The 26,140-nt window shown below is 42.8% G+C and carries 25 protein-coding genes; 3 read left to right on the forward strand and 22 right to left on the reverse strand.

Translation table 11 applies throughout. The annotated features are described in order from the left end of the window. The first annotated feature begins 149 nt into the window (after window positions 1-149). The 3 genes from FG24_RS10805 to FG24_RS10815 all read left to right on the forward strand — a co-directional run bounded on the left by FG24_RS10805 (window position 150) and on the right by FG24_RS10815 (window position 2,446). Complete coding sequence (locus tag FG24_RS10805; RefSeq protein ID WP_036303368.1) at window positions 150-1,424, forward strand: sulfate adenylyltransferase subunit 1; 1,275 nt, start codon at window positions 150-152, stop codon at window positions 1,422-1,424. A 116-nt stretch (window positions 1,425-1,540) separates the two neighbouring features. Continuing rightward, entirely contained in the window at window positions 1,541-1,864 is a 324-nt protein-coding gene (gene fdxA / locus FG24_RS10810; RefSeq protein WP_036303369.1) for a ferredoxin FdxA, read from the forward strand. 87 nt (window positions 1,865-1,951) lie between these two features. Beyond that, a complete protein-coding gene (locus FG24_RS10815) occupies window positions 1,952-2,446 on the forward strand; it encodes a M48 family metallopeptidase (RefSeq protein WP_036303370.1) in 495 nt (164 codons plus the stop codon). Between the two features lie 11 nt (window positions 2,447-2,457). Here FG24_RS10815 and FG24_RS10820 read toward each other — a convergent pair whose 3' ends face one another. The 22 genes from FG24_RS10820 to FG24_RS10920 all read right to left on the reverse strand — a co-directional run bounded on the left by FG24_RS10820 (window position 2,458) and on the right by FG24_RS10920 (window position 25,997). Then, window positions 2,458-3,642: a multidrug effflux MFS transporter gene (locus tag FG24_RS10820; protein WP_036303373.1), complete on the reverse strand. Its 1,185-nt coding sequence runs from the start codon at window positions 3,640-3,642 to the stop codon at window positions 2,458-2,460. Window positions 3,643-3,780: 138 nt separating this feature from the next. Further along, a complete protein-coding gene (gene pqqE, locus FG24_RS10825; RefSeq protein WP_036303374.1) occupies window positions 3,781-5,016 on the reverse strand; it encodes a pyrroloquinoline quinone biosynthesis protein PqqE in 1,236 nt (411 codons plus the stop codon). A 20-nt stretch (window positions 5,017-5,036) separates the two neighbouring features. After that, window positions 5,037-5,318 (reverse strand): pyrroloquinoline quinone biosynthesis peptide chaperone PqqD, encoded by a 282-nt coding sequence (gene pqqD / locus FG24_RS10830; protein WP_036303376.1) that lies wholly within the window; start codon window positions 5,316-5,318, stop codon window positions 5,037-5,039. 11 nt (window positions 5,319-5,329) lie between these two features. Next, a complete protein-coding gene (pqqC, locus tag FG24_RS10835; protein ID WP_036303378.1) occupies window positions 5,330-6,094 on the reverse strand; it encodes a pyrroloquinoline-quinone synthase PqqC in 765 nt (254 codons plus the stop codon). 107 nt (window positions 6,095-6,201) lie between these two features. Next, window positions 6,202-7,119, reverse strand: coding sequence for a pyrroloquinoline quinone biosynthesis protein PqqB (pqqB, locus tag FG24_RS10840; RefSeq protein WP_036303379.1), 918 nt, complete (start codon window positions 7,117-7,119; stop codon window positions 6,202-6,204). A gap of 167 nt (window positions 7,120-7,286) precedes the next feature. Further along, a complete protein-coding gene (pqqA, locus tag FG24_RS12940; protein ID WP_012777389.1) occupies window positions 7,287-7,358 on the reverse strand; it encodes a pyrroloquinoline quinone precursor peptide PqqA in 72 nt (23 codons plus the stop codon). A 142-nt stretch (window positions 7,359-7,500) separates the two neighbouring features. Beyond that, window positions 7,501-8,595: a histidinol-phosphate transaminase gene (gene hisC, locus FG24_RS10845; protein ID WP_036303380.1), complete on the reverse strand. Its 1,095-nt coding sequence runs from the start codon at window positions 8,593-8,595 to the stop codon at window positions 7,501-7,503. A 213-nt stretch (window positions 8,596-8,808) separates the two neighbouring features. Further along, on the reverse strand, window positions 8,809-9,906 hold the full coding sequence (gene pheA / locus FG24_RS10850) for a prephenate dehydratase (RefSeq protein ID WP_036303381.1): 1,098 nt from the start codon (window positions 9,904-9,906) through the stop codon (window positions 8,809-8,811). Window position 9,907: 1 nt separating this feature from the next. Then, window positions 9,908-10,984 (reverse strand): 3-phosphoserine/phosphohydroxythreonine transaminase, encoded by a 1,077-nt coding sequence (serC, locus tag FG24_RS10855; protein WP_036303382.1) that lies wholly within the window; start codon window positions 10,982-10,984, stop codon window positions 9,908-9,910. Window positions 10,985-11,135: 151 nt separating this feature from the next. Further along, window positions 11,136-13,736 (reverse strand): DNA gyrase subunit A, encoded by a 2,601-nt coding sequence (gene gyrA, locus FG24_RS10860; RefSeq protein ID WP_036303383.1) that lies wholly within the window; start codon window positions 13,734-13,736, stop codon window positions 11,136-11,138. Between the two features lie 350 nt (window positions 13,737-14,086). Beyond that, entirely contained in the window at window positions 14,087-14,860 is a 774-nt protein-coding gene (locus tag FG24_RS10865; RefSeq protein WP_036303384.1) for an MBL fold metallo-hydrolase, read from the reverse strand. Between the two features lie 152 nt (window positions 14,861-15,012). Continuing rightward, on the reverse strand, window positions 15,013-16,203 hold the full coding sequence (locus FG24_RS10870; protein ID WP_036304270.1) for an O-succinylhomoserine sulfhydrylase: 1,191 nt from the start codon (window positions 16,201-16,203) through the stop codon (window positions 15,013-15,015). A 221-nt stretch (window positions 16,204-16,424) separates the two neighbouring features. Continuing rightward, entirely contained in the window at window positions 16,425-17,969 is a 1,545-nt protein-coding gene (gene purF, locus FG24_RS10875; protein ID WP_036303386.1) for an amidophosphoribosyltransferase, read from the reverse strand. Between the two features lie 29 nt (window positions 17,970-17,998). Next, on the reverse strand, window positions 17,999-18,490 hold the full coding sequence (locus tag FG24_RS10880; protein WP_036303388.1) for a CvpA family protein: 492 nt from the start codon (window positions 18,488-18,490) through the stop codon (window positions 17,999-18,001). A 65-nt stretch (window positions 18,491-18,555) separates the two neighbouring features. After that, window positions 18,556-19,320, reverse strand: a complete 765-nt coding sequence (locus FG24_RS10885) for an SPOR domain-containing protein (RefSeq protein ID WP_036303389.1) — start codon at window positions 19,318-19,320, stop codon at window positions 18,556-18,558. Next, the gene (gene folC / locus FG24_RS10890; protein WP_036303390.1) at window positions 19,320-20,705 is read right to left on the reverse strand and encodes a bifunctional tetrahydrofolate synthase/dihydrofolate synthase; all 1,386 of its coding nucleotides are present in this window, start codon (window positions 20,703-20,705) and stop codon (window positions 19,320-19,322) included. The genes FG24_RS10885 and folC overlap by 1 nt, the downstream gene beginning before the upstream one ends. A gap of 71 nt (window positions 20,706-20,776) precedes the next feature. Next, complete coding sequence (gene accD, locus FG24_RS10895) at window positions 20,777-21,640, reverse strand: acetyl-CoA carboxylase, carboxyltransferase subunit beta (protein WP_036303391.1); 864 nt, start codon at window positions 21,638-21,640, stop codon at window positions 20,777-20,779. A gap of 19 nt (window positions 21,641-21,659) precedes the next feature. Continuing rightward, window positions 21,660-22,460, reverse strand: coding sequence for a tryptophan synthase subunit alpha (trpA, locus tag FG24_RS10900; protein WP_036303393.1), 801 nt, complete (start codon window positions 22,458-22,460; stop codon window positions 21,660-21,662). Window positions 22,461-22,622: 162 nt separating this feature from the next. Beyond that, window positions 22,623-23,825, reverse strand: a complete 1,203-nt coding sequence (gene trpB, locus FG24_RS10905) for a tryptophan synthase subunit beta (protein WP_036303395.1) — start codon at window positions 23,823-23,825, stop codon at window positions 22,623-22,625. A 71-nt stretch (window positions 23,826-23,896) separates the two neighbouring features. Continuing rightward, the gene (locus FG24_RS10910; protein WP_036304272.1) at window positions 23,897-24,511 is read right to left on the reverse strand and encodes a phosphoribosylanthranilate isomerase; all 615 of its coding nucleotides are present in this window, start codon (window positions 24,509-24,511) and stop codon (window positions 23,897-23,899) included. 74 nt (window positions 24,512-24,585) lie between these two features. Next, window positions 24,586-25,371 carry a tRNA pseudouridine(38-40) synthase TruA gene (gene truA / locus FG24_RS10915; RefSeq protein ID WP_036303397.1) on the reverse strand — a complete coding sequence of 262 codons (786 nt, stop codon included), beginning with the start codon at window positions 25,369-25,371 and terminating at the stop codon, window positions 24,586-24,588. Next, a complete protein-coding gene (locus FG24_RS10920; protein ID WP_036303398.1) occupies window positions 25,371-25,997 on the reverse strand; it encodes a CbiQ family ECF transporter T component in 627 nt (208 codons plus the stop codon). Before FG24_RS10920 ends, truA begins: the two co-directional genes overlap by 1 nt. Between the last annotated feature and the right edge of the window lie 143 nt (window positions 25,998-26,140).

Raw genomic sequence — 26,140 nt, forward strand, 5'->3', positions numbered from 1 at the left:
ATTGCTGCGTTGCGAGGTACTCGAAATCCTCATGTACTAGTTGTACATTCCGGTTTCTGCGTTCCGTGCGCCTTTGCACTATTATTCAATAAACCGCTTTATCTAGGCATTTCTGTCCGGGCATTTTTGATAATTTGAAAACTAAACTTATGACTACACAACACAACGACTCACTATTACGCTTTATGACATGCGGTAGCGTAGATGACGGCAAAAGCACCCTGATTGGCCGTCTGCTATTCGACACCAAAACCATTCTGGCAGATACGCTGACGCAAATTTCAAATACCTCTAAAAAACGCGGTATGGAAGCTGTAGATTTATCACTGCTTACCGATGGTTTACAAGCTGAACGTGAGCAAGGCATCACCATTGATGTTGCTTATCGCTATTTCAGCACAGGTACTCGTAAATATATTATTGCCGATGCGCCAGGCCATGAACAATATACACGCAATATGGTAACGGCAGCATCAACAGCTAATCTTGCGATTATTTTGATTGATGCGCGTAGAGGCGTACTCACGCAAACACGTCGCCATAGCTATTTAGCGCACCTTGTGGGCATTCCGCACATTGTGGTGGCTGTTAACAAAATGGACTTGGTGAATTACGATCAAGCTGTTTACGACAAAATATGTGCAGATTACGCTGCTTTCGCGACAGAAATTGGCTTAGCTACAGCTAGAGACATTCGCTTTATTCCTATGTCTGCATTAAATGGCGACATGTTAGTAGACCGTCTAGAAAATATGCCTTGGTATACAGGCGAAACCTTGATTGAAATGCTGGAAAAAGCACCGGCTGCACATACAGAACAATCTGAAGCTTTCCGCTTCCCTGTTCAATTTGTATGCCGCCCGCACGCATCTGACGACCCTGAGTTACATGATTTTCGCGGATTTATGGGACGTATCGAGTCTGGTGAAATTACAGTAGGTGATGCAGTGACTGTATTACCAAATGGTTACCAATCAAAAGTAAAAGCCATTCAACTCGGTGCAGACCAATTGCAATCGGCATCCACAGAACAAAGTGTTACCCTGCTGTTAGAAGATGAAATCGACACGTCACGTGGTGACATGATTGTTAAAAGTGCCGAATCTATTGAACCGGTAAAACAGGTAGAAGCCTTTGTGTGCTGGCTATCAGAAATGCCAATGTCTACGGCGCGCACCTACATCATTCGCCACACCACGCGTGAATCAAAAGCTAAAGTAGGCACTATTAGCTACAAAGTTGATGTCAACACACTGGAACAGCAAGCAACAACTGACTTGAAAATGAATGACATCGCACGCATTAGTTTCAAGCTGGCGCAACCACTGATGATAGACAGCTATAAAAATAACCGTGCTACAGGTGCTTTCATTATCATTGATGAATCAACCAACAACACTGTCGGTGCAGGGATGATTGTGTAAATTTCAACAAAGTTACTGTGTATAAACACGGTAACTTGATAGAATTAGTCATCGCAAACTAATAGAATTTCTAATAAAATAACGTTTTAGCTTTTAAGCTGTAAAGGACTTTAAAAATGACTTATGTCGTTACCGAAAATTGTATTCAATGTAAATTCACTGACTGCGTAGATGTTTGCCCGGTTGATTGCTTTGTAGAAGGTCCTAACTTCCTTGCGATTAACCCAGATGAGTGTATTGACTGCACATTATGCGTTGCGGAGTGTCCAGCGGAAGCGATTTTTGCTGAGGATGATGTTCCTGCAGACCAACAAGAGTATATCGCACTGAATGCAAGGCTAGCTCAGGTATGGCCAGTCATTACTGCGCGTAAAGAATCACTGCCGGATGCTGATGCAATGAATGGTGTAACTGGTAAACGTGATTTATTGATTGAGTAGTCATAATATCAATTCTTGCTCTACCAAACACAAAAAGGAGGCATATGCCTCCTTTTCTGCATGTGCAAAACATATTAATTTATTGCAATGACTAAACCACTGAGATTCCTTCAGCACTACTCACCTACCCTGCAAGATAAAATTAGGCAATTGCAGACGCAGGACTTGCTGGGCGACTACATCACACAACGCTACCCGCAACATCACACCATCCAAACAGACAAAGCGCTGTACCAATATAGTAATGAGATTAAGCAAGCCTTTTTACGTAACGCGCCTCAGCTCGATAAAGTACATTACGATAATAAATTAGGCATAGAACACCATGCGCTTGGCCTGAACACAGCTATTTCACGAGTACAAGGTGGCAAACTTAAAGCCAAAAAAGAAATCAGAATTTCATCATTCTTTAAAGAGTCCCCCACTGAGTTCTTACGCATGATTGTGGTTCATGAGCTGGCGCACTTAAAAGAGCGCGATCATGACAAAGCCTTCTACCAACTTTGCCAGCATATGGAACCCAACTATCATCAGCTAGAGTTCGATTGCCGTGTTTATCTAACATGGAAAAGTGAGAAGTAATTTAATGCATACTAATGACGCCAAATTTTAGCGCGTCGAATCATAACCCAACTAATCATTAAATATACTGCCATCGCAATCGCCAAACCTGATGGTGCATACCAAACCAGCGGAACGACTAAACCTGCGGATACTGTAGATAGCAACATTTGGATGAAAGCCTGCCCAGATGCAGCCGTACCACGAATTTTAGGGTGTCTGTCCAAAGCCGCTAATGAGAGTATGGGCATTGCCAAAGCCATGCCGATATTAAATAGCGCGATTGGTACTATGTTGTAAATAACATTTGTAGGTAGGTATAAACAAACGCCAATGTTGAGCAAGACCATTGCGAACATCCAAGCATACGCCAGCTTAATCACTTTGCTTTGTGCGTATCTGCCAGCGGCGCGTTTAGCTAGGTAAGAGCCCAACACCATGCCACAGACCGTGGGAATAAACATGTAAGCAAATTGATGCTCAGTCAGGCCTAAATGTTTGACTAGAAATACAGGGCTTGCCAGCACATAAAGAAAGAACCCCGCAAAGTTTGCGCCAAGTGCAAACACCACATAATTAAATTCTTTATCACTAAAAATTGCACGGTAGTCTTTGATAACCTGTTTCGCAGATAGCGGTAAACGCTTTTCTTTGGGCATGGTTTCAGGCAGATATTTCATTGCCGCCCATAAGCTGAATGCGGCATATAAAGCTAAAAAGATAAAGATAGCCTGCCAATGAATACCTAACAGTAGACCACCTATAATAGGTGCAACTGCTGGCGCAATACCAAACAGCATTTGCACGGTTGCCATCACACGCTGGGCTTGTGGCCCCTCAAACAAATCACGCACCATTGCACGTGCTACGACATTACCAGCACCTCCGGATAAGCCTTGTAATACGCGAAAGAACCACAGTGTTTCCACATTTGGTGCGAATGCACATCCGATTGATGCAAGCACAAAAACACCCAAGCCCCATTTAATCGTCGTAATACGGCCTATCGAGTCTGATATCGCGCCATGCCATAGTGTCATCAGTGCATATGGCAGCAAATAAAATGTAAGGCTTTGTTGCAGCTCTAATGAAGTACCGTGTAGCTCACGCTCTAGTGACGGAAATGCAGGGAGATAAGTATCAATTGCAAACGGTGCAAGTGCAGCTAAGCTTGCAAGTACAACCGACAATACCAATGGTGATGATTGATGCTTCAAAGCTCAACTTTCATAAAATATATTACTGGCAATAAAAAACGCGCTACTGCATATTTCAGTAGCGCGCTAGATTAAATCACAATAACAGTATTAATGCACCTTTGCGAGATACAAGAAGCTAGTTATCCAAATATTTATTTACGGTAAGGCATGGAACTCATCTACACGGTCTTTAAGCTCACCAGCGATAATTTTCTTAGAGTTCTTATCGTTCCTAAACACAATAGGCTGAGCCGCTATGATAGGGTTTCTTGAATCTAAAATCGCCTGCTCTATGAGATGATGATGAGGTGATTTACTGCAAACAGGGTCAGCGGCCTCTGCATCGCCAGTGAGCAAGAATGTTTGGCAACGACAGCCACCTAAATCATTTTCTTTTTCATCACATGTACGACATGGTTCTTTCATCCAGCTGTCGCCACGGTATTTATTAAATGCTGGTGACTCTTTCCAGCTCCAGCCTAAATCAGTATCTTTGACGTTTGGAAATTGCATGTTAGGCAATACACGTGCTGAGTGACAAGGCAATACATCGCCATTGGCTGTCACAATCATAAATACTTCACCCCAGCCGTTCATACATTTTTTAGGGCGGTCTGAAAAGTAATCTGGCACCACAAAGAAAATCTTCATCTTGCTGCCAGATTTTTCTCTAAATTCGTTAGTGATTCTTTCCGCCTCGTCCACCTGCTCTTTGGTAGGCATTAATTGGCTACGGTTCACTAATGACCAACCATAATATTGGGTATTGGCTAGCTCGATATATTCTGCACCGAGTGCGTCAGCCATCTCTAAAATTTCTTTCATGTGGCCGATGTTGTAGCGATGAATCACGACATTCAGCACCATTGGATAGCCATGACTTTTAATCATCGCTGCGACTTTTTTCTTGAGCTCGAAAGTCTTGGTATTGGTAATAAAGTTATTAATCTCTTCAGTAATATCATGCATAGATAACTGAATGTGATCTAAACCACCTTCTTTAAACGCTTGAATACGTTTTTCTGTCAGCCCAACGCCAGAGGTAATTAAGTTACTGTAGTAACCAAGCTTTCTCGCCTCAATCACAATATCTTCAATATCATCACGTAGTAGTGGCTCGCCGCCGGAGATACCAAGCTGAATAGCACCTAATTTACGTGCTTCACGCAATGCCTGAATCCATTGCTCGGTGGTTAATTCATTTTGCGTATGCTTGTCGTAATCGGTAGGGTTATAGCAAAATGCACAATGCAATGGACAACGATACGTCACCTCAGCTAACAGCCATAATGGCTGTGTTTGGGTAATGTTAGCTGCTACACCATTATTTTGAGCATGAGTCGCATGGATAGTCTTTTGAACCACTGACTCACCTAAAGACGCTTGTGTCATTTTGCTACTCCTAAATTAATCTAAACTTTACGTATCCAAGCTTTGCTAAACGCAAGCTCGTACATACCAACAATGTCATTCTCAATATTCTCAGCATCAGGGAATGCCGCTTTCAATTCAGCAATCACATCCCCTACTGTTGCTTTTCCATCCAAACGCTTAATGACCTCACCTGCTCCTCCATGTAGTTTGACCATACCTTCTGGGAAAAGTATCACATAACTACTTTGTGCCTCTTCCCACTGAAAACGGTGGTGAGGTGCAAGCGCGTAAATATCCGTATGTAGTATCTTGTTGTCCATCGTTAACCTTCTTAACTTACGTTCATCACTGGTTGACGCAAGTAATCATTACCTTCAACCTTAATGTCTGTTGATTGCAACATAATGGCATCGGCCATTACCCACAACACATCCAGTTTAAATTGCAGTATGTCTAATGCACGCATTTGCATTTCACGACTTTGACTAAAGTAATCTAATGTCACTTCCAAACCTTGCTCAACGTCACGACGTGCTTGCGTCAGCCTATTTTTAAAGTATTGCATACCTTCTGCATTAATCCATGGGTACATTTCAGGCCAAGAGTCTATACGTTGTTGGTGGATATGCGGTGCGAATAGTTCAGTTAAGCTAGAGCAAACAGATTCTTGCCATGAGCGCTGTTTTGCGAAATTAATGTAAGCATCCACAGCAAACTTGGTGCCAGGCGCAACCAGTTTCATTGATGTTACATCATCACGACTTAAGCCTACGGCTGCCCCTAAATGAATCCAAGCTTCGATACCACCTTCACCGCCCTCGGCAATTTGACCGCTGCCATCATGATCAAAAATACGTTGAATCCAACCACGGCGCAATTCACGATCTGGACAGTTTGATAAAATTGCTGCATCCTTCATTGGAATAGCAGTTTGATAATAATAGCGATTGGCCACCCATGCCTGCATCTGTTGCTGTGTGAGTTTACCCTCATACATCAACACGTGAATTGGGTGATAGATATGATAACCCTTACCTTTTTCACGTAACTTAGCTTCGAACTCTTCTCTAGTCCAGGGTGCCAATTTTTCAGCCATTTTTTTCTCCAAATAATTCAAGTGATTAAGTCAGTAGAGACGCTCTATTGTTGTGTTTCCATCATCAAAAGCATGAGCCAACAGAAACGTCTAAGCACTTTGTATACTTACAAAATAATATCCATGCCATCATAAGCCACTTCAATTTTGTGCTCATTCAACACGGCGCGCTCAGCTGAATCTTCACGTAAAATCGGGTTGGTGTTGTTGATATGAATCAATACTTTTCGCACATCACCAAATTTATCTAGCTCTTCAATCATGCCATTAGGGCCTGATTGAGGATTATGACCAATACTACGTGCGGTCTTAGTCATTAAACCTAAATCTAACATTTCAGTATCGGTCCAGAACGTGCCATCCACCATAATGCAATCGGCTTGATTCATTAGTTCTGGTAAGTGTGGTTCAATTTCACCCAAACCTGGCGAGTACCAACATTTTTTACCAGAGCTAATCTCTTCAATTAACACACCAATCGTATCGCCAGGATGTGGGTCATTACGATGCGGTGAGTAAGGAGGTGCTGCACTCTTCAGCGCAACTGCTGTGAATTTCAAGTTAGGTACATTCGGGATGGTGAAGCTGGTTTTACCATCAATCGGAACATTGTGATGATTAACGCCACAATAATGCCCAAGTATATTTAAAATCTGATTACCTGAGGTTAAATCACCATACACCATATCCGTACAGTAAATTTCGCGCTTTACAGAACCCTCACGCAACATAAATAGACCGGTTGTATGGTCAATTTGTGCATCTATCAGCACAATCGCCTGAATGCCGGTATCTCTCGCGGCACGGCCTGGTTGCAACGGTGCAAAATCTTGAATTTGCTGCAATACATCTGGAGACGCATTAAATAACACCCAGTTTACGCCATCACCACTTACGCAGATTGATGACTGTGTACGCTTGGTTGCTTTGATCGTGCCTTTACGTAAACCATCACAGTTAAAACAATTACAATTCCACTGTGGAAAACCACCCCCAGCACCAGCTCCTAATACATGTATATGCATGAATCTCTACATTTCTATTTAAATTAAACTTCAATCATTAAAAAATGTGCTTTATAAAAACACCACAATTTTTTTGTAAAAAAACGATGCTAGCTTTATCAAAAATCATTTTTTTACAAAAAAAGGCTGTCTCTCGGCAGCCTTTTTTAACATTACGCGAACAACAATTACTTGTTCATTACGTACATTGTTACTTCAAAGCCAAAACGCATTTCTGTAGCTGCTGGTGTTGTCCACATAATTAATTCCTTTTTGTCATTTAGTTGAATTCGTTACTTGTTGTAACGTGAGATGCATTCTGCGCCCTTATTCATACGTACAACACCGCAAACTTACCCGATTTCTACTAAGTAAATTCATGATGCGCACGCTAGAATGCGTTTACCCATTGATTATTTGCGTTAACACCGCTAAGAACTTAGCATTCTCTGAAAACAAACCAATACTCACCCTCAGATACTCAGGCATTTCATAGTTTGCAACAGGTCTAACAATCACACCTTGCTGCAATAATTTTTGATTAATAGCGGCAGCATCACCTACTTTTACGCTAATGAAATTAGCAAATGATGGAATGTAAGATAGCCCTAATTGATCAAAGCCTTGCTTTAACTGTGCCATACCCGCTTGGTTTAACGCATAGCTACGCTCAACAAAATCATCATCCGCAAGTGAAGCGACAGCTGCGGCTTGCGCAACACTATTCACATTAAAAGGCTGACGCACACGATTCATCATATCTGCAACTTGTGCATGGCATAAGCCAAAACCAATACGTAAACCTGCCAAACCATAAGCTTTTGAGAATGTGCGTGAAATCACTAGATTTTCAAACTCTTTTAGCCAGCCGATAGCTTCAGATTTATACTCAGCAGATAAATACTCGTCATAAGCTTCATCCAGCACCACCAACACATGCTGCGGCACCTGCTTCAAGAATGTGTATAAAGCATCTTTAGCTAATAAAGTACCTGTTGGATTATTAGGGTTTGCAATAAATATCAAGCGGGTTTTATCAGTCACCGCAGCGAGCATTGCAGATAAATCGTGACCGAAATCTTTAGCAGGTACGACAACACCCTTAGCCCCCATCGCTTGAGTCACTAAAGGGTAAACCGCAAAAGCATGCTGCGAGTAAATAGTTTCACTATCACTGCTCAAATATGCACGCGCGACCAACTCTAAAATATCGTTTGAGCCATTACCAAACACAATCTGGTCATGCGCAACGCCAAACTTATTGCTCACGGCTTCACGCAAGGCAAAGCTATTACCATCCGGATATCTGGCAATGTCCAAAATTGCCTCTTGAATTGCATAATCAGCTTTAGGACTAATGCCTAGCGGGTTTTCATTGGAAGCTAGTTTAACAATATCTTCAACTCTCAAATTCATTTCACGGGCAAGCTCAGTAATCGGCTTTCCACCCTGATATGGTGCTATTTTTTGGATATGATTAGGTGCTTGTATGGTCATGGTATGAGTTGATGTAAACAGTTAAAAGTGAAGAATATAGGAACAATAAAAATCATTAACAAGTTGCTGTTAATCACCAGCAACTTGTTATTTAGTGGTGATGCCAAATCATGCCAGTACGCTAAAAAGCACTATCATGTCAGCATATTGCCATTTTTAGCGAGAAATCTAGCGTAAAAATCACCGAACAAAAAACATAAATCCTGACAGATGCTAGATAATCGCCAGCGGGTAAGACCCTAAAAGTTTAAGATAAGAAGCCTTTGAGGTAATTTCATCTATCGCTGAAGCGACATTGGGATCTTGCACATGCCCTTCTATATCAACATAGAACACGTACTCCCACATGCCGCCTTTTGCCGGTCTTGATTCCAGTTTAGTCATACTGACATTATGCTTAGCCAATGGCTCTAATAAACCTAGTATTGCACCAGGCTGATTTTTGGTCGCAGTGACAAAAGAAGTTTTATCTTGACCTGATGGCGCAACATCATGCGCGGACAACACTAGAAAACGTGTAGTATTTTTAGGGTCATCTTCAATATTTTCAGCAAGAATATTCAAGCTGAACAATTCAGCTGCACGCTTACTCGCAATGGCCGCGGCAAAAGTACCATCCGCAACAATCAAATCATGAATCATCTGTGCGGCACGCGCATTACTTGTTACCGGTTCACGCTGAGCTTTTGGCAGCATCTTATTTAGCCACTCGTGGCACTGTGCTAAAGACTGTGAGTGTGAGAACACGTGTGATATTTGATGTATATCAGTCTGCTTAGAGAGCAAGCAATGGTGAATTGGTATTGTTACCTCACCACAAATTTTGAGCGGGCTACTCAACAGCAAATCTAATGTTAAACCAACAGCACCTTCATTTGAGTTTTCTACTGGCACCACACCATAATCAGCCTGACCAGACTCAACCGTACGAAAAACCTCGTCAATTGAACCACAGACAACAGCATGCTTGCCTTCGCCAAACTGCTTAAGCGCAGCCTCTTCACTGTAAGTACCGAGCGGGCCTAAAAAAGCAACAGTCATTTCTTTTTCTAGTGCGCGGCAGTTAGACATAATGCTACGGAATATATTTGTCACAGCTTCTGCAGGTAGCGGTCCTGGATTTAACGCTGATAAGCGCCTTAACACCTGCGCCTCGCGTTCAGGACGGTAAATCACCCCATCATCTTTAAGCTCACCTATGTGGCGCGCGTGACTCGCTCGCTCATTGGCAAGTTTAAGGATTTGTTCATCAATCGCATCAATTTGATCACGATGCTGTTTTAACAGGCTTGATAATTGTTCTTTAGACATATTAGTGCGCTTTTTCAAATTCCTGCATATAACTCACCAACGCCTGTACACCGTCAATCGGCATTGCATTGTAAATTGACGCACGCATACCACCGACCATACGATGCCCTTTTAACTGCAGCAAACCTTTAGCTTCTGCACCTTTTAAGAAAGCATCATTTAATGATTCATCCGCTAAGAAAAATGGAATATTCATACGTGAACGATTAGGGACCGCTATGTTATTGATATAAAAATCAGTACTATCAATGTAATCATAGAGCATATTGGCTTTTTCGATATTCACTTGCTCTATCGCGCTTACACCACCTTGCGCTAACAACCACTCAAACACTAAGCCTGCAATGTAAATACTATAAGTTGGTGGCGTATTAATCATTGATTGGTTTTCAGACTGTGTTTTCCAATTAAACACAGCTGGTGTTAAAGGTGATGCGCGATCAAGCAGGTCTTCTCTCACAATCACGATACATAGCCCAGCAGGGCCAATATTCTTTTGTGCGCCGCCATAAATCACACCATACTGACTCACATCAATCGGGCGAGAAAGTATATGTGAAGACATATCAGCAACAATAGGCACATCGCCAGCATCTGGTAAACCATCGAACTCTACGCCATTGATCGTTTCATTAGTACAGATATGCAGATAGGCGGCATCTTTATTAAGCTGCCAAGTTGAGAATGCTGGTACGTTGGTAAAGCCATCCGCTTCACCATTTGCGACCACATTGATTTTTCCATACGCATTGGCATCTTCCACGCTGCGTTTAGACCATGCGCCTGTTACTACATAGTCAGCTTCGCCACCATTCAGTAAATTCATTGGAATAATTGCATTTTCTGCAATGGCGCCGCCCTGCAAAAACAACACTTTATAGTTCTGTGGAACATTAAGAAGCTTACGTAAATCCGCTTCAGTTTTAGCCAGAATGCTGGTGAACTCTTTGCCACGATGCGACATTTCCATCACACTCATGCCTGAGCCGTGCCAATCTAACATCTCAGCTTGCGCACGTTCTAATACTGGCTTAGGTAAAACTGCAGGTCCTGCAGAAAAGTTATAAATTTTAGTCATCAATTAAGTTAAAAGTAAAAAATATTATTTAAAATTAAGTAGTTAAACAAAGATCATTGTAATACATGCAGTGACACTGCTCATCAGTGCATGTATTGACTGGCGAACAAGACTCGCATCAAACCCCTGCGTAGCCTAGCATCACCGAACACTACTCGGTGTCGCCGTTGATTTCGTCATTAACCTCAACATCGCTGTCGATTTCGCCATCTTCGTCATCATCCGTTTCTACAATTTTCTCGATTCCTGAGAGTTTTTCTCCTTCACCCAGGTTAATCAAGATAACGCCCTGCGTTGCACGGCCTAACTCGCGAATCTCACTGACACGTGTGCGAATCAATACGCCACCAGTAGTAATCAGCATAATTTCATCTTCATCGTTCACTAGTTTGGCAGCAACCACAAGACCATTGCGCTCACTCACTGCAATCGCCTTCACACCTTGTGTACCGCGGCCTGAACGGCGGAAATCTGCTAGCACGGTACGTTTACCATAGCCGTTCTCAGTCGCCACCATCACCGTTTGCTGGTCGTCTGATGCAATCAGCAGTGATAACACTTGCTGATCTTCGGCAAGCTTCATGCCGCGAACACCACGTGTTGCACGACCCATTTGACGGACTTCATCTTCATCAAACCATACCGCTTTACCGCCGTTTGACACTAGCACTACATCGTTACTACCATTGGTGATTTCAGCACCAATCAAGTAATCACCATCATCTAAATTAATCGCAATAATGCCAGATTTACGTGGGTTAGCGAATTCAGTTAACGCTGTTTTCTTCACGGTACCCAGTGACGTTGCCATGAAAATAAAATGATTTTCATCAAAACTCTTCACTGAAAGAATCGCGTTGATTTTTTCGTTGTCTTCCAGCGGGAATAAGTTAACAATAGGTTTACCACGGCTGGTACGACTACCTTGTGGTACCTCATACACTTTAAGCCAATAAACACGGCCGCGGTTTGAGAAGCATAAAATGTAATCATGGGTATTTGCCACAAACATTTTATCGATGAAGTCATCTTCTTTCGTGGCAGCAGCCTGTTTACCACGACCACCGCGTCTTTGTGCGCGATACTCATCTAAGGGTTGTGATTTAATATAACCAGTATGAGACAGCGTCACCACAACATCTTGCGGTGAGATCAAATCTTCCAATGATAAATCTTGCGCATTCACCACAATCTCACTACGGCGCTTATCACCAAACTGCCTTCTGATTTCATTCAACTCATCAGTAATGATAGTCGTCACACGTGAAGCTGTTGCTAGAATATCAAGCAAGTCGGCGATCACATCCATGACTTCTTTGTATTCGTTGACTATTTTGTCTTGTTCAAGGCCAGTCAAGCGTTGCAGGCGCATTTGCAAGATTTCTTGCGCTTGCACATCGCTCAATTTGTAACCATCAGGCGTCAAACCAAAGTTAACAGCCAATCCATCTGGACGCGCCGCTTCCATCGCCGCACGTCTTAGCATTTCCTCAACCACAGGAGACTGCCAAGATTTTGCCATCAAGTCTTTTTTGGCTTCTGGTGGCGTTGGCGCAGCTTTAATAATCGCAATCATTTCGTCTACGTTTGCCAACGCAACCGCTAAGCCTTCTAACACGTGACCACGCTCGCGCGCTTTACGCAATTCAAACACAGTGCGGCGCGTAACCACTTCACGACGGTGACGTAAGAACGCCTCCAGCATCTGCTTTAAGTTCAGCAACCGTGGCTGGCCATCTAACAAGGCCACCATATTCATACCAAAAGTATCTTGAAGCTGCGTTTGTTTATACAAATTATTTAAAACAACTTCTGGAATCTCGCCACGTTTCAGCTCGATTACTACGCGCATGCCCGATTTATCAGACTCATCACGTAAATCAGAGATGCCTTCGATTTTCTTCTCGTTCACAAGCTCAGCGATTTTTTCAATCAATGTTTTCTTGTTCACTTGGTAAGGCAACTCATCAATAATAATTGATTGGCGCCCACCCTTGTCCATGTCTTCAAAGTGAGTACGGCCACGCATCACAACGCGACCGCGACCTGTGCGATAACCCTCTTTCACCCCCACAGTACCGTAAATAATACCAGCTGTTGGGAAGTCAGGTGCTGGCACTAATTCGATTAATTCTTCCACCGTTGTTTCTGGGTTTTTAAGCAATGCAAAACAGGCATCCAACACTTCGTTAATGTTGTGTGGTGGAATATTTGTTGCCATACCTACCGCAATGCCTGAGCTACCGTTAATGAGCAGGTTAGGAATACGTGCAGGCATGATTAATGGCTCATGTTCGGAACCATCGTAGTTAGGGCCAAAATCTACAGTTTCTTTATCAATATCGGCTAACAATTCATGTGCAATTTTAGCCATACGGATTTCCGTATAACGCATCGCCGCCGCATTATCACCATCCACTGAACCAAAGTTACCCTGTCCATCCACCAACATATAGCGCAATGAGAAATCTTGTGCCATACGAACGATGGTGTCATAAACCGCCGTATCACCATGAGGATGGTATTTACCGATTACATCGCCTACGATACGTGCAGATTTTTTATATGGTTTATTGTAATCATTAGACAGCTCATGCATGGCGAATAAAACGCGTCTATGCACAGGCTTCAGACCATCACGAACATCAGGTAAAGCACGCCCCACAATTACGCTCATTGCGTAATCGAGGTAAGATCGACGCATCTCATCTTCTAAACTAATTGGGAGGGTTTCTTTAGCGAATTGATCCATATTTTGACTGTCTTATAATGGTTTTTATATGAGGCAAATTTTAGCATGATTAGCGCGCAAAATAACGCTTACAACCATACTTTTAACATAGTTTTTCAACACTAAAAATGAGGGCTGAATCTTATGGAAATTAAATCAGCCAATAAGCACGGAATCACTGCATTTTAGTTAATTTAAGGCTTATTTTATGCGGTATGAAATGGCATCAAAAACTTAAGCAATCGGCATCAAATTTACACCATGATGCTTGTGTAATTTCTACTCGTTACACTTGAGTAAACTTTACTCGCTGCAAAAGCCTAATGATGATTGGAAATTAGTGGCGAACTAGCACACCAACAGGCAATTATTTAAGGGATTTTGTAGTGTTCTTGCGTCATTAAATCTATACCGCATTCTAGGCTCTCAACCCAATCAATAAACCGACTAACCATGTCCCTACCCACAAAAGAGCGTCCATGCTGCGGCACAATAGAATCAATCTCTAAATTACGTACCATTGCAGCCCATAAGCGGCAGGCTTTGTTAGAGGTCATATAGCGGCGGTGAAAAGGCAACATCGCAGGCAAATGATCGTCAAAATTAGTGACTGGCTCGACAGCAAGGTCGTGGTGCACCAACGAGGCACCCAAATCTCCCGAGAACAAAATCTTACTTGTCACATCGTAAAACTGGAAATTGCCTTCTGAATGTAAAAAGTGTGCGGGTATCGCTTTGATAATTGCATCGCCAAGGGTGATATTCATACCTAGGTCAGGGATACCAATAATACGGTTTTTGGTATTTCCGACACTACAAAAATGCGGCAAGAATCGCTCCCAAATTGCAGGCGCAAGCACCTTACACTCAGTGCCTACCAGCCATTTATTGATGGATGCTACGATATCCGGATCCTGATGGGATGCAAAAATATAATCTAGCTTACGAAAGTGAAAATACTTTCCCATTCCCATCACCAGTGCGCTATAGGTCATATTACCACCTGGGTCAATCAGCGCACCGTGACCGTTATTGACAATCAAAAACTGGTTTGACTGAACAGCCTCATCCGACGCATCAGTGTCTGACAAATCGCTGAATTTGACACAAATGTGCTTACCGTTATTAAATAGTTCCGATGCCACGTTTTGCTAACCTTTTGACGACAAATCAAAACTGCACATCACTTACTAAAATCGTAATGGGCAGAGTGCTAATTGAAAAAGACAACCCTAGGGTTGTCTTTTTATCTCAATTAAACATTGCAGCTAATGACTTACATCAAACAGAACAGCATTTAGCGTGTTAATAAAGCCAAATCCGCTTTTAAATCTTCAATATGCTCCAAACCTACTGCAATGCGTACCAAGCCATCACTAATGCCTGCAGCCGCGCGCGCTTCAGGCGTTACTCTGCTGTGCGTGGTCGTTGCTGGGTGCGTAATCGTGCTTTTTGCATCCCCTAAATTCGCAGTAATTGATATCAATTGCGTAGAGTCAATTAAAGCCCAGGCTGACTCTTGTGCAGACCTACCTGATGTTGGCTTCACTTCAAACGTCACAATACCGCCACCACTAAGTTGCTGGCTCATGGCTAGCGCATGCTGTGGATGAGATTTTAGCCCTGGATAATGTACACGACTAACTTGCGGCTGCGCCTCTAGCCATGTTGCCAACGCTAAAGCGTTCTTGGCATGCGCCTCCATACGGACATGCAATGTTTCCAACCCTTTTAAAAACACCCATGCATTAAAAGCACTCATGGTCACGCCAGCTGTGCGTAAAAACGCATAAACTGGCTCCATCAGCGCCTTAGACCCTAATACCGCCCCACCTAAACATCTACCCTGCCCATCAATATATTTTGTCGCAGAATGAATCACAATATCAGCCCCCAATGCTAATGGACGCTGTATCGCTGGCGTACAAAAGCAATTATCAACCACTAAATGCGCACCTGCCTTATGTGCAATGTCTGCTAACAGCTTGATATCGCACACCTCAGTTAATGGATTTGACGGAGTTTCTACAAAAAATAGTTTAGTCTTTGCTGTTGCTGCAGCCGCCCATTCATCAGGTTCAGTGAGCGACACAAAGGTTACCTCCAAACCCCAGCGTTTAAGTATATTGCCAAACAACTGCACGCTAGTACCAAATATACTGCGCGAAGCAACGACATGATCACCAGCCGAACACAAGCCCATCACGCACGCCAAAATTGCAGACATACCACTAGAAGTTGCAACGCATTGCTCTGCCCCTTCCAAAGCAGCCAGCTTGTTTTGGAACATCGTGACGGTAGGGTTAGTAAAGCGTGAATAAATATTGCCAGGTTCAGTACCACCAAATCGAGCTGCGGCCTGTGCTGCACTTTCAAACCTAAAGCTGGAATTTAAGAATAAAGCTTCAGAGTTTTCTCCGTATTCAGTTGATTCGCTACCAGCACGTACACTCAGTGTTTCTGGGTGAAATTGTAAATTATTATTCATCATTTCCTCTAAGTTCTCAGGCATAAAAAAACCCGCTCAAGCATTGCGCTAAAACGGGTTCTTTTTTTACTCGCTTTAGCTGTATTTATAATGCGCCCGCAAGCTGAGTGTGGCCTTGATTAATGTTGGCAAACTCAAATCAGCGCAACTTCATGTTAGTCTTAACTGTAAACACAGTCAAGCATTTAACATGAGCGATTACATATTTTAGAAAGCCTAATTTAAGCGCCTTCTTCAACCTCAAGTCCATTGGCATTGATTAAATTCAAATCCAACTGTGTGCTTGAGTTTGCTGGTTTAGCATTCTTTTGCCCATCACCACGCGCAGATTCAATTTTAGACAAATATGCCTCACTAATGTCACCAGTCACATATTTACCATCAAAGCATGAACAGTCAAAATCTTTGATTTTAGGGTTACTTTGCTTGATATCATCTACCAAAGCATCAAGATCTTGATAGATGAGTGCATCTGCACCAATCTCTTTACAAATTTCTTCATCGCTACGCCCTGTTGCCAACAATTCGTCACGACTTGGCATATCAATACCGTACACATTTGGGAAACGAACTGGAGGTGCCGCTGAAGCAAAATACACTTTAGTTGCACCTGCATCACGTGCCATCTGCACAATCTGCTGAGAGGTCGTACCACGCACAATCGAGTCATCTACCAGTAAAACATTTTTACCTTTAAACTCAATCCCAATTGGATTTAATTTTTGACGGACTGATTTTTTACGTAATGCTTGGCCGGGCATAATGAACGTGCGGCCAATATATCGATTTTTAATAAAACCTTCACGGTAATCTAACCCTAACGCCAAACCAACTTGCAACGCACTTGGACGGCTAGTATCAGGAATCGGAATCACGACATCAATCTTTTTATCAGCCCATTCACGCTTAATTTTCTCAGCTAAGCTCTTCCCCATATCCAAACGCGTTTGATAAACAGACACACCATCAATCACTGAGTCCGGACGCGCCAAATATACATACTCAAAAATACATGGATTCAACTTCGCTTCATCAGAACATTGACGTGAATAGAAGTTACCTTCCATATCAATAAATACCGCTTCACCAGGCTCAACATCACGCACAACTTGAAAGCCTAATACATCTAAAGCCACGCTTTCAGAAGCGACAATGTATTCAGTGCCTTTGTCAGTTTCACTCTTACCAATCACCAATGGACGAATGCCGTTAGGGTCACGGAATGCAAGTAAACCAAAGTTAGCAATCATCGCCACCACGGCATACGCACCTTTACAGCGTTTGTGAACGCCAGCAACTGCATCAAATGCCATGTCAGTATTCAATACTGCGTTACGTGATGTTTTTTCAATTTCATGTGCAAGCACATTAAGCAATACTTCAGAGTCTGAACTCGTATTAATGTGGCGTAAGTCCTGACGGAACATTTCTGATTTTAATTGCTCAGAATTGGTCAAGTTGCCGTTATGGCCCAATACAATCCCAAACGGAGAATTCACATAAAACGGCTGCGCTTCAGCGGCATTGGATGAACCTGCAGTTGGATAACGTACGTGAGCAATACCTGCATTACCAACAAGGCTACGCATATGACGTGTTTGAAACACATCTTTCACTAGGCCGTTATTTTTATGCATAAAGAAGGTATTACCATCACAGGTCACAATGCCTGCGGCATCTTGACCTCTATGCTGAAGCACCAGTAATCCATCATACAACAACTGATTAACTGGGTTCTTACCAACAATCCCTATAATTCCACACATGTATCGAGCCTTCTATATAAATAATAATTCTAGTCGTACTTAACGTGCTTCGCGATGCTCTCAGGCACCCAAGGCAACAAGTTAACTACTAACGCCTCTATCGGTGCGCTAAACATTGCATTACGCCACCTAGGGTCTTTAGGGATATCGGTCAACCCTGCGAGAAAGACAATCACGCATACAATGAGCAGGCCGCGGGCGACACCAAATAAAGCACCTAAGAAGCGATTTAACCAACCCAATCCTGCTTTCTTAAAAATCGCAGATAGTGCAATGCCTAGCAAAGTTGCAAGCAATAAAGTTGCTAAAAACAGTACCAAAAAAGCCGCTAACACACGGAGTGCATCGTTAGGGATATCTACCGGCATCATCGGGAGAAGTTGATTGGTATAAGTAATGCCTACATAAAACGCGGCGACCAGCCCAACAATCGCTAGCACTTCTCTAATCATGCCACGCATGACGCTTAGTATTACAGACAACCCTATTATGATTAATACAATATAGTCAAAAACCGTCATTTTAAATCTCTACCAATTCCATCAGAATGCATCGTTGCTTAAGGCTAGTGCGAAGTAATATCAAACTAATCATTACTAATAACGATACCCGGTAGTCCAATCTCTTTGATCTTCACCAACGCATTCATCGCATCCTGACGAGATGTAAACTTACCTGCTTTAAGACGCAGCCCGTCACCCTTAGGCGTGGTCGCTTTTTCGGTAGTCGTTGCAAATCCAGCCTGCTTTAGCTGATCCTGCAAACGCTTTACATTTGCCACATCAGAATACACCCCAACCTGAACCGTAAAATTACCTTCAGATTTTGTTGGTGCTTTATCTTCAACCGCCTTAACTGGAGCAGCAATCACTTCAGCTGGTGCTTTTTCAACAGGTTTAATCGTTTTGACAGGCTCTGCCTTTTTGACTTCAACTTTTGGCACAACCACTGGTTTTGGCAAATCTACTGGTTCCGCTTTAGCTTCTGCAGCTTTCGCTAAAGACTTTCTACGTTCAGCCTCTTTTGCTTCCGCTTCTTTTAGCACCGCAACACTTTCCGCACTAGGTGTATCCACGGGCTCAGCCTCAGCTGTGTATTCAGCTTCAGCGACTGGTTGGTCAATATCTGTGCGAACTGGCACCTGCGGTTCACTTAGCGCATAAGCTTGCTCATGCTTTACCTCAGGCATTGTAATTTTAATAGATTCTGGCTTTGTCAGTTCAGAACGATCTTGAAGTATCTGCGGCAATACAATAAGCATCAACAGTACAAGCGCAACCGCACCTACCAAGCGTCTACGTGCCCTCTTTTTAAGTATTAATGCTTGATCCACTGGCAAATCTACAGACATTACTGCTTCCTTAAGGATGTGTTTACATGTTCGTTTAAATATTGCATCACACCAGACACTGTAAAAAACGAACCGAACGCCACGATTTTATCATTTTCATGCTGTTCTATACAGCTTTCTCTATCGATATAGGCTTGATAATAAGCATCACCTAAATTATCAAACACTTTCACTGACGCATTCGGGATCACTTCACTAATCGCGTTCACTAGCGCACTAACACTTGCACCTCTAACATGTTCAATCGGTGCAACATACCAAGCGCTTATTTCATCCTTCAAAGCCTCAATCACACCCTTGATATCTTTATCTGCCAACATTGAGAAGACAGAGGTAACCTGCATCTGACATTCAGCGTTATTCTTGACAGGTATATGGCTTGACTTAAGCGTCTTTAGATTATCTGCTAAAGCAACTGCGGCATGAGGATTATGGGCAACATCTAATATCAACCAAGGGAATCGGGAGTCAGTATAAAATCTACCGACGAGCTTAATCTCTTGGATTGCTTTTGCAATCGCATCCACAGACACCGGCAACACTGATTGCAATGCATTGATAGCCGTCACAGCGCACGCGGCATTACTTAATTGATACTGCCCTTTTAATGCAGGGATAGGCAATGGGTACATTCGTTGTTGATTGCTTAAATAATACCAACTAGCATCATCTAGTTCATATCCAAACTCATGATGGATACATTTCAAATCAGCCTTCACTTGTTTAGCATAAGCGATTAACGTTTCAGGTGGGTCAATATCACCACATATGGCTGGAATGAAAGGTCTGTAGACACCAGCTTTTTCAAAACCAATCAGCTCTCGTGTATGTCCCAAAATATCCTGATGATCTAAATCTACATTTGTCACAATCGTACAGTCTGGCTCAAAAGCATTAACAGCATCTAATCTACCGCCAAGCCCTATTTCCAATATTGCAACATCAACTTTGGCTTGAACAAAATGCCACACTGCGGCTAACGTCCCAATTTCAAAATAGGTTAGCGATATTGCATCACCGTTATCTGAACCACCCTGCCGCGCCTCTTCAACTGCAGCAAATGCAGCACATAAAGACGCATCACTGACTTCCTGCCCATCAACATTCACACGCTCGTTATACCGCAAGATGTGTGGTGATGTATAACAACCGACACGATAACCTGCATGCTGGTATATTTGGGACAACATCGTGCAGGTTGAGCCCTTACCATTAGTACCGGCTACTGTAACGATCTTAAACGCTGGCTTCAAACCCAATCGATTAGCGACAGTCTTGATGCGATCCAAACCCATTTCAATGGCATTGGGATGCAACTGCTCAATGTACCTTAACCAAGCTAACAAATCTTTAGGTAAAGCTTTCGGTGTCAAACTATTAAACATGCAAAAAACCTTTATGCATTTAAAGTCAGTCCCAAGAGTTAATCGCTAAGTTTATATAATAAAACCAAATATTAAGCCACAGCTGGCAAGCGCATTAAATTAGCTAAAAGAGAAGCCAATCGATTACGCATCTCACGGCGATCAATAATCAAATCAATTGCACCATGCTCTAGCAAGAACTCTGCTCGCTGGAAGCCATCAGGCAAGGTCTCACGAACCGTCTGCTCAATCACACGAGGACCTGCAAAACCAATCAAAGCCTGCGGCTCTGCAACAATCACATCGCCTAACATGGCAAAACTAGCAGAAACGCCACCCATCGTCGGATCTGTCAAAACCGAGATATATGGCAAACCGGCTTTGCTTAATTGCGTTAGTGCCGCACTAGTTTTAGCCATTTGCATCAAAGACAACAAGCCTTCCTGCATACGGGCACCACCACTGGCAGAAATACAGATAAATGCCATTTTGTTGTCGATCGCAGTTTGTACGCCACGGGCAAAACGCTCGCCAACAACAGAGCCCATTGAACCACCCATGAACTTAAACTCAAACACTGCAACCACAGCAGGGACAGACTTGATACTACCCTGCATCACAATCAAGGCATCTTTTTCATTGACTGCTTTTTGTGACTCTTTAATACGCTCAGCATAGCTTTTGCTATCTTTAAACTTTAACGGGTCAATTGGCTGCACGTTCGCGCCAATCTCAAACTGACCTTCCGCATCCAGCAATTGTGCTAAACGTGCACGCGCGCCTATACGATTGTGGTAGCCACATTTAGGACATACTTCCGCATTGTCTTCTAGATCTTTACGATAAAGTACAGACTGGCAAGATGAACACTTGCTCCAAAGACCTTCTGGTACTGTTTTCTTATCTGCCCCAACAACACGTTGAATTTTTTGCGGTAATTTATTTAACCAACCCATTGCATATCCCTTTTAACAATTACGCAGCATCAACTGCGGTTTTTAATTCTTTCATCAGTGCAGCGACATTCTCTAACAAATTATCATCATTAGAAGCTTCAATCTCCTGCACCATACGGCTACCTACGACAACCGCATCGGCAATGGCTGCCGTTGCTTTTGCAGTCGCTGCGTCACGAATCCCGAAACCAACACCAACCGGTAGCGTTGTCTGCTGACGAATTGAAGCAACACGCGCAGAAACCTCAACAATATCTAGATTTGCCGCACCAGTAACGCCTTTAAGCGACACATAATACACAAAACCACTCGCCTGATTAACGATTAACTCTACACGTTTTGGCTCAGTGGTTGGTGACAATAAAAATACAGGGTCAATATCACGTGCACGCAACTCTTTAACAAAGTCACCACACTCTTCTGGTGGGTAATCCACGGTAATAACGCCATCAACATCCGCAGCTTTTGCTCTATCGGCAAACACCGTAGGTCCAATCGCTTCAATCGGGTTAGCATAACCCATTAAAACAATCGGGGTTGTTTGATTGGTTAGACGAAACTCTTTCACCATATCCAACACCGCTGTTAAACCAACCTTATGCACTAAAGCACGCTCACTAGCGCGCTGAATAACAGGGCCATCTGCCATCGGATCTGAAAATGGTACGCCAAGCTCAATCATGTCTGCACCATTTTTAACTAATGTGTGCATTAAATTAACGGTATGTTTAGGATGTGGATCACCTGCCGTAATATAGGGAATCAAGGCTGTTTTACCTTGCTGTTTTAAAGTAGCAAAAGTTGTTTGAATTCGTGACATAGGTAGCTTAATGTTGTACTAGTTAATTTATCTAAGGCGAGATTTTAATCAATATGCATGCTACACAAAAGCCATGCGTAAGCCGTATTGTTTGAGTACAGTGCTACGCATGATTGATATGAAGATATCTGACTGAAGAAACTATCACCTTAACGTTAAGGTTTATAAAGTAATGTTTGCAAGTTTAGCAACAGTGTTGATATCTTTATCACCACGGCCTGATAAGTTAACCAACACTATTTGATCTTTACTCATGGTTTTAGCCAATTTTTGTCCATACGCTAATGCGTGGCTAGACTCCAATGCAGGAATGATACCTTCAGTACGGCATAGGTTATGGAATGCAGCCATTGCTTCATCATCAGTAATCGCCACATACTCTGCGCGTTTAATATCTTTCAGCCAAGCATGCTCAGGGCCAACACCGGGGTAATCTAAACCAGCTGAAACAGAATGCGTCTCGATAATCTGACCATCTGCATCTTGCATTAGGTAAGTACGGTTACCATGCAGAACACCAACTGGGCTATTAGCCGTGAGTGGTGCAGCATGCATACCTGTCTCAATGCCATGCCCTGCTGCTTCAACACCAATTAACCTTACGTTAGGCACATCAATATACGGGTAGAAAATGCCCATGGCATTTGAACCGCCACCTACACAGGCAACCACAGCGTCAGGCTGACGTCCTGCCATCTCCAGCATCTGCTCTTTGGCTTCTACGCCAATCACCGCTTGGAAATCACGCACCATCATTGGATATGGATGTGGACCTGCTACAGTACCAATAATATAAAAAGTATTATGTACGTTAGTCACCCAATCACGCATCGCCTCATTTAGGGCATCTTTAAGCGTTTTAGAGCCACTTTCAACCGGCACAACGGTCGCACCTAACAATTTCATTCTGAATACGTTTGGTGCTTGGCGCTTAACATCTTCGCTACCCATGTATACCACACACTCCAAACCCAACCGTGCTGCAATAGTGGCAGTAGCAACACCATGCTGCCCTGCGCCAGTCTCCGCAATCACTCTAGGTTTACCCATGCGTTTAGCTAACAGCGCTTGGCCAATCGTGTTGTTTATTTTGTGCGCACCCGTATGGTTTAAGTCTTCACGCTTTAAATAGATTTGAGCTCCGCCAACTTGGTCGGATAAGCGCTTTGCGTGGTAAATTGGACTTGGGCGACCAACAAAGTGTTTTAAATCATATGCATACTCAGCCAAAAACTCAGGATCATGGCGATACTTCTCGTACATCACACGTAACTCATCAAGTGCTTCCACCAAAGTTTCCGCGACAAAAGTACCACCGAACTGTCCAAAATGCCCACGTGCATCTGGCATATCATAAAGCTGCATATTCAATCTCCACTTAAACTCACTGCATGCTATTTAAGTTAAAAATAGGTTTAAATTAAAATAGGTTCTAATTACAAATAGACTTGTTGCATAAACGCAGCAATTTTTGCTGCATCTTTAATTCCTTTTGATGCTTCTACTCCGCCGCTCACATCAACGGCATAAGGCTTGACTTGCTGAATCGCTAAAGCCACGTTTTCTGCGGTTAAACCACCAGCCAATACGACAGGCTTATTTAAATCAGGCGGAATTAAACCCCAATCAAACACATGACCCGTACCACCAGCAACACCTTCTGTATAGGTATCTAACAACAAGGCCCTAGATGCAGAATAATCTTTCGCACATTGTACCAAATTTGTGTCTGACTTAACGCGAATTGCCTTGATAAAAGGTAAGCCATAACACGCGCATTCCTCAGGTGTTTCATCTCCATGAAACTGGAGTAGATCTAATGCAACATTCGACACCACATCACGCACGAAACTCTCTTCAGCATTCACAAATAAGCCTACCACGCTAACAAATGCGGGGATTTGTTTGACGATTTGCGCTGCCTGCTCAATAGATACAGCTCTTGGGCTAGGCGCATAAAAAACCAAGCCAACGGCATCGGCGCCGTGCGCCACAGCAGATAAAGCATCTTCAACCCTAGTGATACCACAGATTTTAACTCTGACTCTCAAACCCATATCCTTTAACTTGCATGATCATAGTCACTTAAATTTTCATCACCATCGGTGCTAATGTCATTGTAACGCTAAACCAATATTTTCAAGCCTGGCTGAGTGTTTTTTGGCAATCCCCACTTTTCATCATAACCAACATCAGTTAAATACAACCCATTGGGAGAGAATGTCGGTGGAGACAATGTACGGTCTTTATTTTGTAACAACTCTTGCATATAACTGGGCGCGTATTTACCTTTTCCAATATAAACTAACGCGCCAACCATATTTCGTACTTGGTGCTGCAAAAAGGCGTTGGCTGAGAAATTAAATAGAAAGTATTGCCCCGCGTTTAAAACCTCAGCTTTTGATAAGGTTCTGACAGCTGTTTTTGCTTGGCATTCAGACGCACGAAAAGCCGTAAAATCATGCTCACCAACCAAATATGTGGCGGCCTCTCGCATTGCTGCATAATCCAAAGGCAAATGAAACCAACCCGCTTTATTAGCCATAATTGCTGAAGCTACCGGCGCGTTGTATAACAAATACTGATAACTTCTGTTAAATGCAGAAAATCGCGCATGAAAATATTCACCCACTTCATGCGCCCACTCCACCCTAACAGTTTCAGGCAAATGTGCATTAACCCCTCGCACCCACGCAGACAAGGGACGATTTGCATCAGTTTCAAAATGTACCACTTGGCCAAGGCCGTGAACACCTGTATCTGTTCTGCCTGCAGCATGCACTCTAACCACGTGTTGCGCAACACTCTGAATCGCCGCTTCTAATGCATCTTGCACACCACAAGCTGAAGGCTGACTCTGCCATCCGCAAAAGCGTGAGCCATCGTAAGATACTCCTAAAGCAATCTTCACTATGCCCCCATCGTAATCATTACGCCTAAAACAAATACCATCACAACCATCGTAATTTTATCTACTAAATTAAAAGATTTATTCTCAAAATACACAACATCCACAGTTGGCATCGCATCCAATTCACGATGTATGTCATTAAAGTGCTTAAAACTAAAACTCGTTTTACCTTTGATAGCAAGCTCATCAACATAGTTAAGCGTAAGTAACAAACGAACTGAAAACTTCTCAACATCTAAACCAGCATATTTCAATGGCTGCAACAACATATACAATGCCAACATCAACTCTTCTTTAGTCGAAGTCGCAAGCAACACGTTGAGCGCGGCCAATGCAATCAACAACCTTGATATTTGCAACAAACCAAGATGCAAGCCTTCATAACTTGGTGCAAGACTTAGTGGAAATGGCTGCACCATCTCTCCAGGCGTACCAAAAGCATAGATCAGAAAAATTGAGATAGACAGCCAGCGCATCCGCCTTAATGTAGCAAAAAAAATCTTGAGCTGTAACTTAATAGCCATAACAGACAGCACCAGCATGATAAGTATTAGCAACTGATTACCAACAATGCCAGCCAGTAACAGCATCAACAAAAACATTAACATCTTAACAAATGGGTGCATATTTAATAAATCTTAGTAAGAACTTAATATTTGGGACTGAAGTAGACTAGCCTATATTTTTACAGTAATTAAAATCAAACCAGTAACATCCATTACACTATTCAATACAAATACTTTCAACGAACAAAAAGGCCGAGCAAAAT

Source organism: Methylotenera sp. L2L1 (assembly GCF_000744605.1).
Taxonomy (GTDB): Bacteria; Pseudomonadota; Gammaproteobacteria; order Burkholderiales; family Methylophilaceae; genus Methylotenera.

Bases quoted from the DNA above. Each gene is read 5' to 3' on its own strand.
- FG24_RS10805 (WP_036303368.1), top strand. From the start codon at position 150: ATGACTACACAACACAACGACTCACTATTACGCTTTATGACATGCGGT.
- fdxA (WP_036303369.1), top strand. From the start codon at position 1,541: ATGACTTATGTCGTTACCGAAAATTGTATTCAATGTAAATTCACTGAC.
- FG24_RS10815 (WP_036303370.1), top strand. From the start codon at position 1,952: ATGACTAAACCACTGAGATTCCTTCAGCACTACTCACCTACCCTGCAA.
- pqqE (WP_036303374.1), bottom strand. From the start codon at position 5,016: ATGACACAAGCGTCTTTAGGTGAGTCAGTGGTTCAAAAGACTATCCAT.
- pqqD (WP_036303376.1), bottom strand. From the start codon at position 5,318: ATGGACAACAAGATACTACATACGGATATTTACGCGCTTGCACCTCAC.
- pqqC (WP_036303378.1), bottom strand. From the start codon at position 6,094: ATGGCTGAAAAATTGGCACCCTGGACTAGAGAAGAGTTCGAAGCTAAG.
- pqqB (WP_036303379.1), bottom strand. From the start codon at position 7,119: ATGCATATACATGTATTAGGAGCTGGTGCTGGGGGTGGTTTTCCACAG.
- hisC (WP_036303380.1), bottom strand. From the start codon at position 8,595: ATGACCATACAAGCACCTAATCATATCCAAAAAATAGCACCATATCAG.
- pheA (WP_036303381.1), bottom strand. From the start codon at position 9,906: ATGTCTAAAGAACAATTATCAAGCCTGTTAAAACAGCATCGTGATCAA.
- serC (WP_036303382.1), bottom strand. From the start codon at position 10,984: ATGACTAAAATTTATAACTTTTCTGCAGGACCTGCAGTTTTACCTAAG.
- gyrA (WP_036303383.1), bottom strand. From the start codon at position 13,736: ATGGATCAATTCGCTAAAGAAACCCTCCCAATTAGTTTAGAAGATGAG.
- FG24_RS10870 (WP_036304270.1), bottom strand. From the start codon at position 16,203: ATGAATAATAATTTACAATTTCACCCAGAAACACTGAGTGTACGTGCT.
- purF (WP_036303386.1), bottom strand. From the start codon at position 17,969: ATGTGTGGAATTATAGGGATTGTTGGTAAGAACCCAGTTAATCAGTTG.
- FG24_RS10880 (WP_036303388.1), bottom strand. From the start codon at position 18,490: ATGACGGTTTTTGACTATATTGTATTAATCATAATAGGGTTGTCTGTA.
- FG24_RS10885 (WP_036303389.1), bottom strand. From the start codon at position 19,320: ATGTCTGTAGATTTGCCAGTGGATCAAGCATTAATACTTAAAAAGAGG.
- folC (WP_036303390.1), bottom strand. From the start codon at position 20,705: ATGTTTAATAGTTTGACACCGAAAGCTTTACCTAAAGATTTGTTAGCT.
- accD (WP_036303391.1), bottom strand. From the start codon at position 21,640: ATGGGTTGGTTAAATAAATTACCGCAAAAAATTCAACGTGTTGTTGGG.
- trpA (WP_036303393.1), bottom strand. From the start codon at position 22,460: ATGTCACGAATTCAAACAACTTTTGCTACTTTAAAACAGCAAGGTAAA.
- trpB (WP_036303395.1), bottom strand. From the start codon at position 23,825: ATGCAGCTTTATGATATGCCAGATGCACGTGGGCATTTTGGACAGTTC.
- FG24_RS10920 (WP_036303398.1), bottom strand. From the start codon at position 25,997: ATGCACCCATTTGTTAAGATGTTAATGTTTTTGTTGATGCTGTTACTG.